General features: G+C 37.3%; 13 protein-coding genes and 1 riboswitch. All 13 genes read right to left on the minus strand.

Annotated features, from left to right (window positions below):
* Nucleotides 1-15: 15 nt before the first annotated feature.
* Complete coding sequence (cobM, locus tag QUH73_RS07335) at nt 16-1,845, minus strand: precorrin-4 C(11)-methyltransferase (protein ID WP_289529788.1); 1,830 nt, start codon at nt 1,843-1,845, stop codon at nt 16-18.
* 167 nt (nt 1,846-2,012) lie between these two features.
* Nucleotides 2,013-3,203 (minus strand): precorrin-6y C5,15-methyltransferase (decarboxylating) subunit CbiE, encoded by a 1,191-nt coding sequence (gene cbiE, locus QUH73_RS07340; protein ID WP_289529789.1) that lies wholly within the window; start codon nt 3,201-3,203, stop codon nt 2,013-2,015.
* Nucleotides 3,196-4,599: a precorrin-3B C(17)-methyltransferase gene (cobJ, locus tag QUH73_RS07345; RefSeq protein WP_289529790.1), complete on the minus strand. Its 1,404-nt coding sequence runs from the start codon at nt 4,597-4,599 to the stop codon at nt 3,196-3,198. Before cobJ ends, cbiE begins: the two co-directional genes overlap by 8 nt.
* A gap of 6 nt (nt 4,600-4,605) precedes the next feature.
* Nucleotides 4,606-5,319 carry a precorrin-2 C(20)-methyltransferase gene (gene cobI / locus QUH73_RS07350; protein ID WP_289529791.1) on the minus strand — a complete coding sequence of 238 codons (714 nt, stop codon included), beginning with the start codon at nt 5,317-5,319 and terminating at the stop codon, nt 4,606-4,608.
* 88 nt (nt 5,320-5,407) lie between these two features.
* Nucleotides 5,408-5,641 (minus strand): hypothetical protein, encoded by a 234-nt coding sequence (locus QUH73_RS07355; protein WP_289529792.1) that lies wholly within the window; start codon nt 5,639-5,641, stop codon nt 5,408-5,410.
* Nucleotides 5,642-5,672: 31 nt separating this feature from the next.
* A riboswitch (cobalamin riboswitch) is annotated at nt 5,673-5,873 on the minus strand.
* Between the two features lie 225 nt (nt 5,874-6,098).
* Nucleotides 6,099-7,742: an AMP-binding protein gene (locus QUH73_RS07360; RefSeq protein WP_289529793.1), complete on the minus strand. Its 1,644-nt coding sequence runs from the start codon at nt 7,740-7,742 to the stop codon at nt 6,099-6,101.
* Between the two features lie 469 nt (nt 7,743-8,211).
* The gene (locus QUH73_RS07365; RefSeq protein ID WP_289529794.1) at nt 8,212-10,170 is read right to left on the minus strand and encodes a tetratricopeptide repeat-containing sensor histidine kinase; all 1,959 of its coding nucleotides are present in this window, start codon (nt 10,168-10,170) and stop codon (nt 8,212-8,214) included.
* Between the two features lie 112 nt (nt 10,171-10,282).
* Nucleotides 10,283-10,495 carry a DUF5808 domain-containing protein gene (locus QUH73_RS07370; RefSeq protein ID WP_289529795.1) on the minus strand — a complete coding sequence of 71 codons (213 nt, stop codon included), beginning with the start codon at nt 10,493-10,495 and terminating at the stop codon, nt 10,283-10,285.
* Between the two features lie 244 nt (nt 10,496-10,739).
* Nucleotides 10,740-11,795, minus strand: coding sequence for a 4Fe-4S dicluster domain-containing protein (locus QUH73_RS07375; RefSeq protein WP_289529796.1), 1,056 nt, complete (start codon nt 11,793-11,795; stop codon nt 10,740-10,742).
* The gene (locus QUH73_RS07380; protein WP_124994212.1) at nt 11,776-12,072 is read right to left on the minus strand and encodes a hypothetical protein; all 297 of its coding nucleotides are present in this window, start codon (nt 12,070-12,072) and stop codon (nt 11,776-11,778) included. The genes QUH73_RS07375 and QUH73_RS07380 overlap by 20 nt, the downstream gene beginning before the upstream one ends.
* A gap of 10 nt (nt 12,073-12,082) precedes the next feature.
* Complete coding sequence (locus QUH73_RS07385; RefSeq protein ID WP_289529797.1) at nt 12,083-14,017, minus strand: CoB--CoM heterodisulfide reductase iron-sulfur subunit A family protein; 1,935 nt, start codon at nt 14,015-14,017, stop codon at nt 12,083-12,085.
* A gap of 94 nt (nt 14,018-14,111) precedes the next feature.
* On the minus strand, nt 14,112-15,413 hold the full coding sequence (locus tag QUH73_RS07390) for a CoB--CoM heterodisulfide reductase iron-sulfur subunit A family protein (protein WP_289529798.1): 1,302 nt from the start codon (nt 15,411-15,413) through the stop codon (nt 14,112-14,114).
* 5 nt (nt 15,414-15,418) lie between these two features.
* Nucleotides 15,419-15,826, minus strand: a complete 408-nt coding sequence (locus QUH73_RS07395) for a hydrogenase iron-sulfur subunit (RefSeq protein WP_124994215.1) — start codon at nt 15,824-15,826, stop codon at nt 15,419-15,421.
* Nucleotides 15,827-15,828 lie beyond the last annotated feature (2 nt).

A 15,828-nucleotide genomic window follows, 5' to 3' on the forward strand; every position in this document is an offset into this window, starting at 1 on the left:
AATCATCACTAATTTTTAATTATCAACTCCCTTTCGGCAACCGTGTGTAAACTTAGGATCGTATAATAAAGATCTGTTTTTGCGGTTTCCAATGGCTTCACCAACCACAATCATCACCGTTAAGGATAGTTTGTTTTCCTTCACAATTTTTGCCAGATCTTTCAATTCACCTCTCCAAATCTTTTCCTCTTTCCAGGTTAGTTTGTGACAAATGGCCACCGGTGTATTTTCCGGATATCCTTCCAATAAATCAGCCAGCAGTTTATCCACCAAAGTTACACTCAAAAACAAACAGATCGTGCTTTGGAATTTTGCGAACTCAGCCAATTGTTCTCTAGGTGGCATCGGTGTTCGGCCTTCCCCACGGGTCAGGATAATAGATTGAACCTTTTCTGGAATGGTAAATTGCGATTTCAAACGTGCAGCAGCAGCTTGAAAAGAGGAAATACCCGGAACAATTTCATAATCCATTTCGTGCTGATCGAAAAAGTTCATTTGCTCCTGAATCGCACCATAAATGCACGGATCACCTGTATGCAAACGCACAACCAATCCTCCTCTGTCGTAATGCTCCTTCATCACATCAAACTGCTCTTCGAGAGTTAAATCTGCCGAGTTTCTGATTACACAGGAAGCTTTTCCGTAATCGGTTAATTCCCTTGGCACCAAACTTCCGGCATATAAGATCAAATCGGCTCTTTTCAAAAGACTCTTGCCACGAACAGATATTAAATCGGGCGCCCCCGGACCCGCACCAACAATAAAAATCTCGCCTTTCCGCTCCTGTTTTGCATCCATGGCCAAAGCTAAAGTAAAATGCTTACCATTGGCATCAACATGCTTGCTCTTGGTCTGAAGCAGTGTTTTTGCACCGCTGGCAATCAATGCCGATGCCTCGGATACATTTACAGCTCCTACTTCACGATGCGCTGCCTCTGAATAGGAAACTTCACCTTCTTTCTCATTTAATTCTTCGGAAGAATAAGTAATGAACGATAAATTAGTTGTCCCGCTGAATTGTTTGTAAGCCTCTTCGTTGGCCTTTACCGTGATGCTATGGATGCTTTTTAAGGATGTAAAAGCCAAGTGGTTCGCCTCAAATCTGAATCTTAATTCCTTTTCAAAAGCTTCCACTCCAATTCCTTTTTGTGCACCAGTACCTACTACAATGCATTTAGGTCGGAAAAACAAACTTGGAATAATCGTTTCGTACAAAGCTGGAGTCACAGCTATCAGCAAATCAAAATCTTCCTGTTTAATCTGATCAAATTGATAGAAAACCTCCACAAAATCAGGACAAAATTCCTGCAAGCTTTGCGTTCCCTCGTTTTTCACCTCCAAAAGCAATGCTGTTTTCTTTTGATTCACAAAGGCTGCAATAAAATCATTCTCAGAAGTATTCTGATATTCATTCGTCCAGTCATATTTTTTGCCGAAGATATCCAATGGCCATACCTCCAATGTATCACTTGCTGTTGTAATTATTGCAGTACCATTGATAATTTTAGCAATTTGCTGAGCGTACTCATTCGCACCACCTTTGTGTCCCGACAAAACCGACTGCACATATTTTCCATGCAAATCCATATTGATTACTGCCGGATCAATCGCTTTATTCTGGATAAAAGGAGCAATACTTCTTACGCAAATGCCCATAGCACCAATAAAAATTAACAAATCAGCTACCTGAAAAGATTCTGAAAGAAAATCTGGTAAAGAAATTATTTTATCGCTGCCCGGATATCCGGCAACGGAAACAATCGTACTCCCTTCCATTTTTGCAGCAATGCGTTCGGCAGTTGCTATAGCAAAACTGTTGTTGATAATGATGAATGTATTACTCATGTATTTATTTTTTTGACCCACAAAGGAAACTCTAAGTTTATCACAAAGTCACTCAAAGTATTTACTCCTTCAATAATTTTAATATCTTTTAATTAATGTCTCTTATTACACCACAAACTAATCATTCCTTTGTGCCGCTTCGTGCAGTACTTTCTGCTCCTTTGTGGTTAATTCCTTTTTTTCGCCTGAAATATTACAATCGGGTTGTGATCATCTTGTTGCAGAATCATCTGATCGGTAATCTCCATTTTAAGTTCTTTTGCTGCCCGCAGAAAATCCTGCTTTGTTGCTTCACTAACGGCATTAAAAACCAGGATTCCATCATCGTGCAAAACGGCATGTAAACGATGCATCATTTCATTTAATTTACCTCCGTGCCCGCCAATAAAAATCCGATCCGGACTTTTAATTGCAGACAAATCGATATTGAAAAAATCACCGTGAATACCTTCTATTCCGGGTACACAAAACTTTCGTTGATTCAATTTCAATAGCTCTTTGGATTCTTCCCTTCGCTCGAAAGCAGTTACCTGCAAATGTGGTGCAAACTGCTTGGCTTCAATGGAAACCGAACCCGTGCAATATCCTACATCCCAAAGATGTTTTGCATCATCCAATTCCAAAAATGAAATGGAATTCAATCGGATACTTCGCTTGGTAATCATCTTTGGCCTGCCTTCCAGAATGTGAAAATCTGCCTCGTGAATTCCCAGTGTCCGTTTGATCTCCCACTCCTGAATTAGAATCAGACAATTTGGATGAGCAAAGTCCTTATTAACAACCTCCTGCAATGAAATTTCTGTACAATATTGTTCTTCTCCTCCCAGTTTAGAACCTACAATCATCTTGTAATTGTCGAAACCGGCGTCCAGCATTCTTGCAGCAATTGTAGCCGGTGTTTTTTTCTTATCGGTAAGAACACCAATGCATTTTTTACCCCGAATCAATTCCTGATCCAGATTCACCCAATCTCTTCCGGTCAGGGTACAAATTGTCATTTCACCATAAGCCAATTGAAACTCATGTGCCAGCAACTGCAAACTGTTGAAATAAGGATAAACCTTTATTTTTGCATCCGGAAAACGGCGTTTAATTGTATTCCCAATACCAAAAAAGAGAGGATCTCCGGAAGCAATCACCACAATGGGTTCATGAATCTGTTCATAAACCAAAAAGCTCCCCTCCAAAGGAACCACTACATCAATCCATTTTGCATTTTCAGGCAGATAAGAAGCAACCAAATCTCTGTGGCGCTTTCCTCCCGAAAAATAGTGATGTTTTTGCAGCACCTCCTTAACCTCCCCAGAAAGGCTCACTTCCATTCGATCCGGTATTCCAATGATGTGAAAATTAAACATCTCTTCCGGGTTTTAAATCGTAAGCATCTTCCAAACTTAGAATGGCATTCACAATGGTTGCTGCCAAGGTAGAACCGCCTTTTCGTCCCTCAACAATAACAGCAGGTAATTCGCAAAAGCTTTTCACTCTGTGTTTTGATTCTTTTACATTTACAAATCCAACCGGAGCTGCTATGATCCCGGCTGGTTGAATGTTTTTACTTCTCATCAAATCTGTCAATTCAATCAATGCTGTTGGTGCATTTCCAAACACATAAAGTGCCTCAGGATGCTCCTCTACAGCCAAACGAATTCCCGCCTGAGTTCTGGTAATACCATGTTTTTCGGACAATTCCATAGTTCGGGGATCGTGCAAATAACATTTGATCTCAACACCCATTCTCTCGCAGGCTTTTTTGCGAATTCCCGACTGAACCATGGTAACATCGGTAATGATTACACCTCCTTTTTGGAGGTATTCATTCAATTTTGGTGCTGCATTGTTCTGTACTTTCAAAATCTCAGTCAATTCAAAATCTGCGGAGGTATGAATGCAATGCAAAAGAATCCATTTCGTTTCCAAGGGCAAATCCATTTCTTTCAATTTTGCAGCAATGGTTCTAAAACTTTCCTGCATAATTAATGGTCCCGGTCTTCCCTCCTGTTCTTCTTTATTGTAGTATCCACGAGGTGTAATAAACCGATCACCTGAAACATAGCTCTGTGAATTCCCAACAATTACAAGCGAGAACATATCTACCATTTCAGGATCAAAATCGCGTAAGTTTGTCAAGGTAATTTGTTCTTCGGCACGAGCCACCTGGCGCACAACGGCAACAGGTGTAGTATCTTCTCTCTCTTCTAAAAACAGTTCTCGTAAACGATACAGCTGCCAATATCTTTTATTGCTTTTCGGATTGTAAATTGCAGTTACGAAATCGCCCATAGCGGCTGCCTTTATTCTCTTCTCGATCAAAGCATAACTGGTGAGTAAATCCGACAAGGAAAGAATGACCAAATCGTGACTAAGCGGAGCTCCCAATTTTGCTGCTGCCGCCTGAAAAGCTGAAATCCCGGGTATAACTTTTAGCTCTACTTTCGATTGCGTTTTCTCAGCCATTTCGAAAACAAGCGAAGCCATTCCGTAAATTCCGGCATCTCCCGAGCTGATCACAACAACATCTTTTCCTGTTTCAGCCAATTCAAAAGCTTTTTCGGCGCGTTGCACTTCCTGACGCATTCCCGTATCCATACATTCTGTTCCCTCTTTCAGGAATGATTCTATGAACTGAAAATAATATTTGTATCCGATCACCACATCGGCTTCTCTTATTGCATCTATTGCTGGATTTAAAAACAGATCCGGACTTCCCGGCCCAAGGCCTGCAACGGTTATTTTTCCTGGTATATTTGACATGATATATTATTTATTTCCGTAAAAAATTAAAATGGCGAAGTATGGAATCTTCCTGTCGTTCAAACATTCCATATTGGTGCAGGTAAACTGCTTCCAGGTTCCTAAATATTCACCATAAAAAAACTTCAGATCACGATTTTGAATGAACTCTTTAATCCAACCACGCACTTTCGATATTTTCATCAAAACTACAGTTTGGTTCTGACTCAAAAGATTTTGCAGCTCTTCTTCATCCTCTATATCCGGCGCTACCAGTAGTTTGTCATTTTGAGTGCAAAGTGGCAACTGCCCCACCGAACTACCCAATATAAAAGCCGGAACTCCTGGAATCATCTCAAAATCAACACAATTCTTCCTGAAATCTTCAAGTAAATAGGAAAACGTGCTGAAAAATGAAATATCTCCTTCACTCACCACTGCTACTTGTTTGCCTTCTTTAACATCCTTCTGAACTTTCAGAAACAAGTCTGCATATGCTTTTTCTGCCGCCGATCGATCCTTGCTCATCGGCACTGTAATCGGAACAAACTTGTTCTCCTCTACATCCAATTGTTTCAAAATCACCAATGAAAAACTATCCTGATTTCCTTTTGATGATTGCGTTGCCGGATAGTAAATCTTCTCTGATTTCTTTAAACAATTCAAAGCTTTCATCGTTATTAACTCAGGATCTCCAGGGCCTAAGGCCACTCCAAACACTTTACCTCTTTCACTTATCATGCTATCTTATTTTTAAAGGGTTCAAACGGATGTTTGCCTTTAATTTATGAGTACATCAATTCTGACCTGTTGTGAACAACAAGCTGAATTATTGAATTGTATTAATTGAGAATAGAAATTGACTCCAAAAATTAAAATTTTGCAAGCTGCATTTTTCAGCCTTCGCTTCTTTAATTAATTTGGGTTTCAGCCAGTTCGTTTTATCAAAAAACGAGATGAACAGAGAGCCATCTTTAGCTGATTTAAAATTGGAAAATTGGTTCCGCAATAACGAACCACGCATTATATGCCCCGTAGGCATACATTTAATAATTTTCTTCATAATCTTACTTTTAGTCCCGAAAGTGTCGATTAAACAAAATTGCTTTTAGGCAGGTCTTCTGACTTTCTCCCTCTTGTTGCGCCTTCCCATATCTTCCATAAGATACAGTGGCATCATGCAACAGAGTTTGGTATAGAGATTACAGCTGCGGGTACAGTTCCGGACTCAAACCGGATTCCCTCTTTAATATTACATCAAGTGATATGATATTGCCAAATCGCGAAACAAATGTATCAATATTAATTCAGGATACTAACAATCTATTTTATGAATGTAAAAAACCAAAGCAAACTAACCATCATTAAACACTGATTGTCAAACCAATAATAAATATAGTGAGATCTTATTTCTGTCTAAAAACATAAAGAACAAGAAATTTTCAGATCATAAAAAAACACCCCAAATGTTATACCGAACATTTGGGGTGCAATTTATTTTGAAGAAGTTTATTTTGTTTCTAATGGTATAGAAATCGTTTTATTTTATGTGTTGCAGTTTTTTGAAATGGATCAATTTGGGCGATCACCAACTGAACCTGCGAGAATTTATTCACACGTGAATTCACATAAACTTGTAATTCCTGCATTAACTCATCAACAGTATCATCTACATAACCCCCCACCTCTTTTTTAAGATGTTGATATTGATGTTCCAATTCCTCGTAATTAAAATGAACCATTGCCACCAATTTTCCTTTCTGTTCAATAACAACAGACTCTATTACATGTTTAAAGTTATTGATTACCGATTCTATTTCTTCCGGATAAATGTTTTCTCCACTTGATCCAACAATCATATTCTTCAATCGACCTTCGATATATAAATAATTGTCTTTATCCATTTTTGCCAAGTCTCCGGTTTTAAACCAGCCGTCCTCTGTGAGGACTTCTTTGGTTTTCTCCGGCTCTTTGTAGTAGCCCATCATCACATTATCCCCTTTTGTCCAGACTTCACCAATCTGAGTAACAGGATCTGGATTATTGATTTTCAACTCAACTCCGACTAAAGCAGGCCCTGTAGATTGAAATTTAGTAATTGCCGGACCACATCCAGCAATTAACGGTGCTGTTTCTGTCAATCCATAACCAATGGCATAGGGAAACTTTGCTTCACGCAAAAATAGTTCAACCTGAGAATTCAATTTAGCTCCGCCAATACCAAAAAAAGTTAATTTACCACCAAAGGTTTCCATTAATTTTTTCCCGGCAATTGCATTCAGCTTTTTGCGAAAAAAAGGAATTTTATATAAATATTTGGTAACGACTTTCCCATTAATCGACGGCAAAATCTTACCCCGATAAATCTTCTCGATAATCAATGGAACCGAAAACATGATGGTTGGCCGCACTTCTTTAAATGCCGACATTAATAATGAAGGCACCGGAGCTTTTCCCAGATAATAGATACAGGAACCGGCAATCATAGGAATCACATACCCCAATGTATTTTCATAAGTGTGCGACAAAGGTAAAATTGAAAGAAAACGATCCGTTTCATCTATAGGATGGATTGTTTTTGACCGAATAGCATTGGAGCAAATATTTTTATGAGACAACATAACACCTTTAGAGTTGCCTGTCGTTCCAGACGTATAAATAATTGCAGCCATATCATCCTCACAAACCTGATAATCCTGTTTTGGTTTTTCAGAAAGATCAAATTTAGGCGAAAATTCATTTGCATGAATTAAATTGAAATCTTCAATTGAAATCTTCGATTGTAAAGTTTCAATTTTAAGGTTTTCAATTTTAGAACGTAAACCTGTCGAAACAAAAACAGCTTTTGCTTCTGAATGTCTTAAAATATTTTCGATCTCAAACTGACTAAAATCGGGTAACATCGGAACTACAACTGCCCCCATAAAAGTCGTTGCATAGTAGACCATTCCCCAATTGGGCATGTTGGTACTCAAAAGAGCAATTTTATCACCCGGTTTAATTTCTAGTTTCTCGAAAAATGCAAGCAAGGCATGAATATTTGCATAAACCTCATTATAAGTAAAAGGAGTTTGCCCTACAAGAGCCATTGCATTACAGTTGCCGAATTTCGCTGCAGTTTCTGTAAAAAGTGCAGGAAATGTTAAACTTTTATACTGTTTCATTATGGTTTTATTTGTCCGTTGCAGCTCAATATTAAGGTTGAATTAACACAAACTACATATGCAAGTTATAAAAAAAACAACATTGGTATTCAATTTTCACCAAATAGCTTAATCGACTGTATTTACATCAAACAAATAGTATTCTACCCAGACTCCTGTAAATAAGTATCTTGACATATCTTGTACTTCACTGCAACACTAAAATAATTCCACTTCATGAATCCTGAAATAATTCTTTTTTTAATACATAGAAGGCTCCAAATCTTAACCTGTATCAATGAAACGTCGTCAGTTTATCTCTTTATCTGCTCTTGGTGCAAGTTCAATTACCGGATTTGGCTTACGAGTCAGCCACAAAACATAGAAAATATCCTGAGTTTTATTCTACTATCATGTAGTAAAATATTTTAATAGGAAATAGAATCGGGAGATAAGACAGAAATATTTGATCACGAATGATTCTTTCTTTTTAACCAGGAAACTCAATTTCGAAAGTACTTCCCTTTCCCAATTCGCTTTTCACTTTAATTGTTCCCTTGTGAATTCGAATTAATTCGGCACAAATACTTAAGCCCAAACCAGTACCCTGTTCGTTGTGCAGACCTTGAGTACTATTTGTTGTTTTTGAATTATCAAACAATCTATCCATAATTTCCTGCGACATCCCGGTGCCACTGTCTTTTACTTTAATATTAACATGAGATTTTGTTCTGGCCGCATCCAATCTAATCAAACCTCCTTCATTTGTGTATTTAATGGCGTTTGAAATTAAATTATTTAAAATTGTTCGGAGAATATCAGGATCGGCCATGACCTCTTCTTCAATTAAATTATGGAATTCAATCTTTATCTTATACTGTTGCAAGTCTGAGTCAAAAAAACTGTTTAACTCATCAAACATCCGATCAAATGATATTGATGTTGGGTAATACGAAATGGCCCCTGTTTGTGATCTCGACCAATCCAATAGATTGGTTAACAACTTCATTCCTTCCACTGATGACTGATGAATATAACCGGCAAACTTCTCCGTATTTTGATAATCACCTTCTCTACTCTCTTCCACTAATAATCCACTAAATCCAATTAAAGAATTAAAAGGATTTTTCAAGTCATGAGAAATTACTGAGAATAGTTTATCCTTTGTCTGATTAATTTCGGCTAACTGAAGATTCAATTTCCGCTGTGACTGATAGCGCCAATAAAGAATAACAGCAATTATCAACATCAAAATGATAATAATAACTAAATATAATTCTTGAAATTTTCGGGATTCCAATTCCTGCTCTGTTTCAGATAGAGTTTGTCGAATCATAAATCTATTTTGCATCTCTTCAATGATCTCGAACTGCTGAATAGAAAGAATGGAATCATATACTAATGAAAAACGATCATAACTCGCCATTGCTTTTGACTGATCATCAACAACTTTATAAAGTTCGACAAATGCCCTGTATGTTTTTAAAATTTTGGCATTTAATCCTAATTTACCAGCAACACCAAGCGCCTTATGTAATGCAGTCTCTGCCTCTTTGCGCTCATTTTTATGAGCATACACTAAGGCTAAACTAATATAATCATCAACAAGTCCAAAATTATGCCTGCGCTCCTGATCTAATTTCAATGCTTTCTGATAATAATCAAACGCTTTATTGTACTCCTTTTTCAGATAGAATATATTAGCCATTCCAGACAGACAAAACGCAGCATATCTAACATTACTTGAACCCAGACTTTTTTGATAAGACTGCTGATAATATGTCATTGCAACATCAATATCTCCTTTTGCTTCGTAAGTCCTCGCAATTTCCATAGTAACCGACCCCATCCCCAATTCATCGCCTAACTCCTTCCACAATGATTTTGCCTTTTCAAAATAATCCAATGCCAAATCAAAATCTTTCTTCTCACGATACACCAGCCCCATATTTACGTAGGCATATGATTTTCCCGCAGAATGGTTAAGAATATTGAATATCTGCAATGAATATTCAGAGAATTTTAAGGCCAAAGGTATATTTCCAGTTAATAGATATAAATCACCTAAATTGTTATACGAATAAGCCAGTTGCACCGAGTCTTTTTGCTGCAGACTATACTCCAAAGCCCGATGTAAGTATGGAATTGATTCTTTCGTTTTGTATAAGTAGTGCAATTGAACAACACCAATAAACCCATAGAGTCTTGGCAATTCTTTTCTTATATCATATTGAATAGCTAACTGCAGAGCCTGCTGTCCAAGAATAATTGCAGAATCAGAATTAATTTCCCGTAAACTCCAGCACTTATCTCCCAACAATCTTACCTTTTTCGAAATTTCCACTTCCGAAAAAAGTTCAGAAACTGTTTTACCTCCCGATTGAGCAAAGGTGACTGTGGTAGGAAATACAAATAAGATAAAAATAATAAAGTGCCGGGGGCGTATCATCAAATGTCCAATTAAGAAAGCTAAATATAAAACAAATTCCGTGGAGAAAATTGATTTGCTAAAATTTTGAATAACCTTTTTGAGTAAGGATATTCATATGGATGCAGAACAACTAAAATAGTTGAGAACCTACAATAATTAACACAATTGCAATCACAGTCAGATAAGTATATGGATTTGCAAAATTAAAAGTCCACCCCAACATCCGATTGTATTTCGGAACAATTAATCGTGGATCTTTTCGGTTGCAATAAAATGGTCCATGCCAATTTCCCAGATTCTTACTCATTGAATCTAATAAATGTTGATCAAGTTTCCTTCTCATGATTAAATATTTTTATTTCTTAATTTAACCTTTCATAAAGATAAATAAAACAAATGTCAACAAAAAAATGACCTCAAATCAGAAAACTGATTTGAGGTCGCAATATTCTTTCGAACTTAAAATTCTTTAGCAAGACTTTTAAATTAATTCCGTCATTAAAAGTAAAGTGAATGAAAAGCAGATCCAAGAACACTTTACTTAGCCTACAGTCATTAATTAAATTACCCTGTTAAAACAATTTTAATTAAGATACCGAAAGGCTTTTTAATTTCTCAAAATACATGGCAAACGAACGATATAAGAAATGTGTCCACTTCCCAAAAGGCACGATAATAACAGCCCACTGCACAAGAACCGTTAAATGAATTAAATACATCCAAATATTAGTTTCCAAAATATCTAAATCGATAAATAAGCGGACAACAAAAGCACTCAATCCCATTAGAAATAACCAGATTACAAAAAACCAGTCGCTTGGATGTGAATTTTTACTCACCTGTGTTTTTTTGTTAAGACGTCCAATCATGAAAATAAATGTTACTGAAAAAATAACTACACTTTCGAGATAACCCAAAATCAGAATGAAACTGCTATTGGTAGCAAACCAATCCAAAAACACCGTTGTAAAAAGCAAGGATAAATAACCAATTACAAGGATCAAATGTTGAAACCAACGGGTTTGACTATCATCACAACCCAATGTTCTTTTTTGAGTAAACATATGAACAATCAGTTCGCTAAATGATTTTAGGTAAGCAGAGAATGACACATTCACCTTTGGTTTTCGGATTACCATATTCCACATACGAATAAGATTCGGAAATAAAATCAATAGAAAAACGCTACCAATTGCCGACATCTCAAAATAGTGGCCGTAATGCAATAATAATTCAGGTTCAAAATTAAGACTTGATGCAAACCAAATTACTCCTACTGCTAACAAAACAAATGCAATAACAGATATACTTAGAGACTTATAAAGCATCCCTGAAAAGCCTGTCCAATCATATTTTGAAGTTAGGTATCTACGGAGTGACATCATTAATTCACCTGGCTCTGCTTCACGTGGGCACGTTGTACTGCAATCGCCACAATAATAGCATAACCATGGCTCCAATGAGGTCTGAATTTCATTTTCCAAACCAAGCACACTATATCTTACCATTTTTCGTGGAAACGAGTTGTCTTCGTCTGACAAAGAGCAAACAGCTGTACAATTCCCGCAATTATAACATGCGTTTGTATCAAAAGCGCCATAGCTTTGCAACTCAGTTGTGAATTTAGGATTTATCCTTGCCATTGTCTTTTATTTTGTAATAAAAATATTCGTCCATATCATCAAGGTCGCCTGTTTCAACAAAACCGTATTTCATCAAGCTCATCAACTGATACAACACCTCATCTCCAGGTATGTTTAGTGCTTTGGATAGTTGAGGAACGGTTTTATCCCCTTCTTTCAAAGCATCCATCAGTATTTTTTTTGTTTTTGTAAAATATTTAAGGTTCTCCATAACCTCTTTGGCTACAGGGTTCTTTTCTTTCCGATATTTTGCGGTTTTACCTTTTTCAACTTCCATATTCATAGTTTTAATCGGTTGATACTAAAGCGTCAATCATACTTTCAATTTGATCGTCAGTATATCCAATCAATTCAATTGCATTGGATGGACAAACAGGCATACACATTCCACACCCCTTACAAACAGATCCGTTTACAACGGCAATTTGCTTACCATCAACGTCGGTTTTTGTTAAAGCATTAAATGGACATGCATCATCACACTTACCACACCACAGGCAGTTATCAACATCAATTTTGGCAATAGTAGGTGAAAGAGCAAGCTCTCCCGCAGCAATTAATGAAAAAGACTTGGTTGCAGCAGCCAAAGATGAATTCATTGATTCCATAATATTCTTTGGCCCTTGAGAAGCACCTGCAATAGTTACACCATCAATTACTGTTTCAACTGGTCGCAGCTTCATGTGAATTTCATTAAAGAAATTATCTCTTCCCCTGGGAATTTTCAGGAGACTGCCAATTGAATTGTCCTGTCGGGGTACCATACCAGTTACCAAAACCACCAAATCAGCTTCCACTTCCAAAGTTTTATCGGCAGTTAAAATATCGTTAATGGTAACAATAGTCTTGTCTCCTTCCTTAGAAACAACCGGTGGATGATCTTCAAATGACTGCAAATAAATATCTCCCAAACGAGAAGATTCATCATATAAAACTTCCTGTTTTCCATAGGTTCTTATTCCTCTGTTAAAATGGAAATTATACAAATCTTTGTATTTCTTTTTAGCAGTGATTGCAGCATGTATGGTAGCTGTACAACAATACCGGGAACAATATTTATTCTCTCCGTCAACCTGACGACTGCCTACACAATAGATATAAGCGATATTCTTTACCTCTTTTCCTTTATAAACAAGCTTATCATCGCAATAATGAACCAAACGTTTAAATTGAGGAAGAGTAACTACATTATCGATGGTTTTATAACCAAATTCATCATCTTTTGGCTCATATGGATCAAAACCTGTTGCAAGAAGTACAGAACCAACTTTAATATTTAAAAATTCATCCTTCTGGCTAAAATCAACGTTTTCACAAACTTTTTCACACTCTCCACAGCGGGTACAATGCTCCATGTCGATCACCGGAAGTTGAGGATATTCACCCGGAAAATTGTGATAGATAGCCTTTCGTGTAGTAATATTAAAGTTAAATTTATCGGGAACAACTACAGGACAAACTTCAATGGCTCTCCCTAAATTACCCTCGTTGCAATCCAATTTCATATGACGAGGCGAAATTCTCACTTTCAATGAGATATTTCCAACACTCCCGCTATTCTCAATAATTTCAGCCCCAGTAAATAATGTAATATTTTTGTGATTCATTGCTCTGTCATAAAGACGGGTAATTAACTCTTTACCTGTTTCATTTGATACAAACAAATCATCCCATTGGGCAACTCTACCCCCTACAAAAAACTCACGTTCGATTAAATAAACCTGAGCTCCTGATTCGGCTAATTGTATAGCTGAACGAAGCCCTGCAATACCGGCACCAACAACAGCGACAGCATTAGTAGCCGCTACACGAAATGGTTCAAGGGCATTCGACCTCTTCACTTTTGCAACAGCTGCTTTTACAATCTGAATTGCCTTTTTGGTTGCCCCGACTTTATCATCAGAATGAGCCCAGGAAGCTTGTTCTCTGATATTTGCATGAATGTAATTGTATTTATTCAACCCAGCTCTTTCAGCAACAGCGCTAAATGTAAGTAAATGCAATGTAGGAGAACATGAAGCGACAACGGCACCATCCAATTGCTTTTCTGCAATATCTGTAACCATATCCTTCTGGTTGGAATCTGCACAGGCAAACATGGTTGTTTTGGATAAAAAAACGCTTTCATCCTTCTCAATTTCAGCCCGAACCTTTTCCACGTCAACGTAATCAGAAATATTACCTCCGCAATGACATACGTAAACACCTATTTTCTTTTTCATATGATTATAATTTGCTTTGTTAATTGCCATATGGAACTTTCCATGCTGGAATAATCATCTCCCTGTATGTCAAAATATCCTTGGCATGGACGTTTCATAACGATGCCCTCCTTAAATAACTTGTAGTTTCTGCAGAAGCAGCTCCTGCTGACAATATTGAATCAGGAATATCCATTGGACCCGTAGCAGTACCAGCAACAAATACACCATCAATGTTGGTTTCAGCAGGACTGGCCAAAATATCATTTTGATTGATAAATCCATAATCATCTAATCGTAACGATTCACCTTGGAAAGAATCAGAAATTTCAGAATTAGACATCACACCTACAGAAAGTACAACCATATCGTGTTCTGCTTCCTTCACCTTACCTTCTTCAATATCTTCGTATCTTAGAATTAAGTTTCCGTTTTCCTTTTCAGTGATATTACCAATTTTACCTTTAATAAATTCTACACCCATGTCTTTAGACTGATCGTAAAACTCATTAAAGCCTTTTCCAAATGCTCTGATATGCAAGTAATAAATGGTAACATCAGCCATTGGCAACGATCCCATTAACAATTGACCTTGCTTTATGGAATACATACAACATACCTGGGAACAAATCGGGTTACCTACCGATTTATCACGTGAACCTGTACACAGTACATATGCGATATTATCCGGCATTTTTCCATCTCCAGGTCTCAAAATGGTATTAAAGGGTCTGGTTGGAGCAAGTTGTCTTTCCATTTGCATGGAAGTAATTACATTTTTATATTTTCCGTAACCGTAACGCGGAATTTTAAGCGGATCAAACAAGTTGAAACCTGTAGCCACAACTACGGCTTTGGTTTTAACAATAAAGTCATTATCTGTTTGCGTAAAATCAATACATCCTGTCGGGCACACTCTTTCACATGCTCCGCACAAAGTACAATTTATGATATCGATAGCTGCAGCACGGGGACTCGCAATACTAAATGGAATAAAAGCAGCTTTACGCCCCACCAAACCTTGTTGATATTCGTCTATTACACTAACCGGACATGCTTTCTCACACAATTGACAAGCTGTACAGTCCTCGATATTTACGTATCTTGGTTTTTGATGCACATGAGCCTCAAAATTATGCTCTCCAATTTTATCAATCTTCTTAGCCTCAGCACTAAACATGATTGTAATATTGGGATGTCTGGATATTTCAGATACTTTAGGAGTAGTTATACAAGCCGCACAATCCAGAGTTGGGAATACCTTGCTAAGTGCAATCATCTTTCCACCCAGAGATAAGTCTTTCTCAACCACCAAAACCTTATAATTAAGATTTGCCAGATTAAGAGCCGCTTCTCCGCCAGAAATACCACCGCCTACAACAAGAACATCATATTCTAATATTTTCTTTTCCGACATTCTGCTTAGTTTGAAGAATTCATTAAATAATTAGTAAAACTCTTTACATGTTTTACGAATGGCTCACTGCACACAGAACATATGGCCGCCATTTTAAGACGAGCTGGATCCATTCCTTTTTGCTTTAAAAGTTCTTGAGTTGCACCTACAAGCTGACCTGTTTTATCGACACAAGATTCACCATATGGACAGTCGGTTCCATCTGCAGCTATAAATACACCATCAAACCCTTGCTCAAGGGCATGTAAAATCCATTTTGATTTGATTCCGCTTGAGCAAGGAACTGTGATGGTATAGACAGTAGGCGGATAATGTAATTTCAATAGGCCCGCCATATCAATGGCTGGATCGGAGATTTTTTCTGTTGAAAAAACCAAAATCTTCGGGCTTTTATTTACTTTTTCCGCTCCCATCT

The organism is Labilibaculum sp. K2S (assembly GCF_030372765.1).
Taxonomy (GTDB): domain Bacteria; phylum Bacteroidota; class Bacteroidia; order Bacteroidales; family Marinifilaceae; genus Labilibaculum.

What these genes read in the sequence shown, in the direction of transcription:
- cobM (WP_289529788.1), bottom strand. Translation starts at nt 1,845, where the DNA reads ATGAGTAATACATTCATCATTATCAACAACAGTTTTGCTATAGCAACT.
- cbiE (WP_289529789.1), bottom strand. Translation starts at nt 3,203, where the DNA reads ATGTTTAATTTTCACATCATTGGAATACCGGATCGAATGGAAGTGAGC.
- cobJ (WP_289529790.1), bottom strand. Translation starts at nt 4,599, where the DNA reads ATGTCAAATATACCAGGAAAAATAACCGTTGCAGGCCTTGGGCCGGGA.
- cobI (WP_289529791.1), bottom strand. Translation starts at nt 5,319, where the DNA reads ATGATAAGTGAAAGAGGTAAAGTGTTTGGAGTGGCCTTAGGCCCTGGA.
- QUH73_RS07355 (WP_289529792.1), bottom strand. Translation starts at nt 5,641, where the DNA reads ATGAAGAAAATTATTAAATGTATGCCTACGGGGCATATAATGCGTGGT.
- QUH73_RS07360 (WP_289529793.1), bottom strand. Translation starts at nt 7,742, where the DNA reads ATGAAACAGTATAAAAGTTTAACATTTCCTGCACTTTTTACAGAAACT.
- QUH73_RS07365 (WP_289529794.1), bottom strand. Translation starts at nt 10,170, where the DNA reads ATGATACGCCCCCGGCACTTTATTATTTTTATCTTATTTGTATTTCCT.
- QUH73_RS07370 (WP_289529795.1), bottom strand. Translation starts at nt 10,495, where the DNA reads ATGAGAAGGAAACTTGATCAACATTTATTAGATTCAATGAGTAAGAAT.
- QUH73_RS07375 (WP_289529796.1), bottom strand. Translation starts at nt 11,795, where the DNA reads ATGGCAAGGATAAATCCTAAATTCACAACTGAGTTGCAAAGCTATGGC.
- QUH73_RS07380 (WP_124994212.1), bottom strand. Translation starts at nt 12,072, where the DNA reads ATGGAAGTTGAAAAAGGTAAAACCGCAAAATATCGGAAAGAAAAGAAC.
- QUH73_RS07385 (WP_289529797.1), bottom strand. Translation starts at nt 14,017, where the DNA reads ATGAAAAAGAAAATAGGTGTTTACGTATGTCATTGCGGAGGTAATATT.
- QUH73_RS07390 (WP_289529798.1), bottom strand. Translation starts at nt 15,413, where the DNA reads ATGTCGGAAAAGAAAATATTAGAATATGATGTTCTTGTTGTAGGCGGT.
- QUH73_RS07395 (WP_124994215.1), bottom strand. Translation starts at nt 15,826, where the DNA reads ATGGGAGCGGAAAAAGTAAATAAAAGCCCGAAGATTTTGGTTTTTTCA.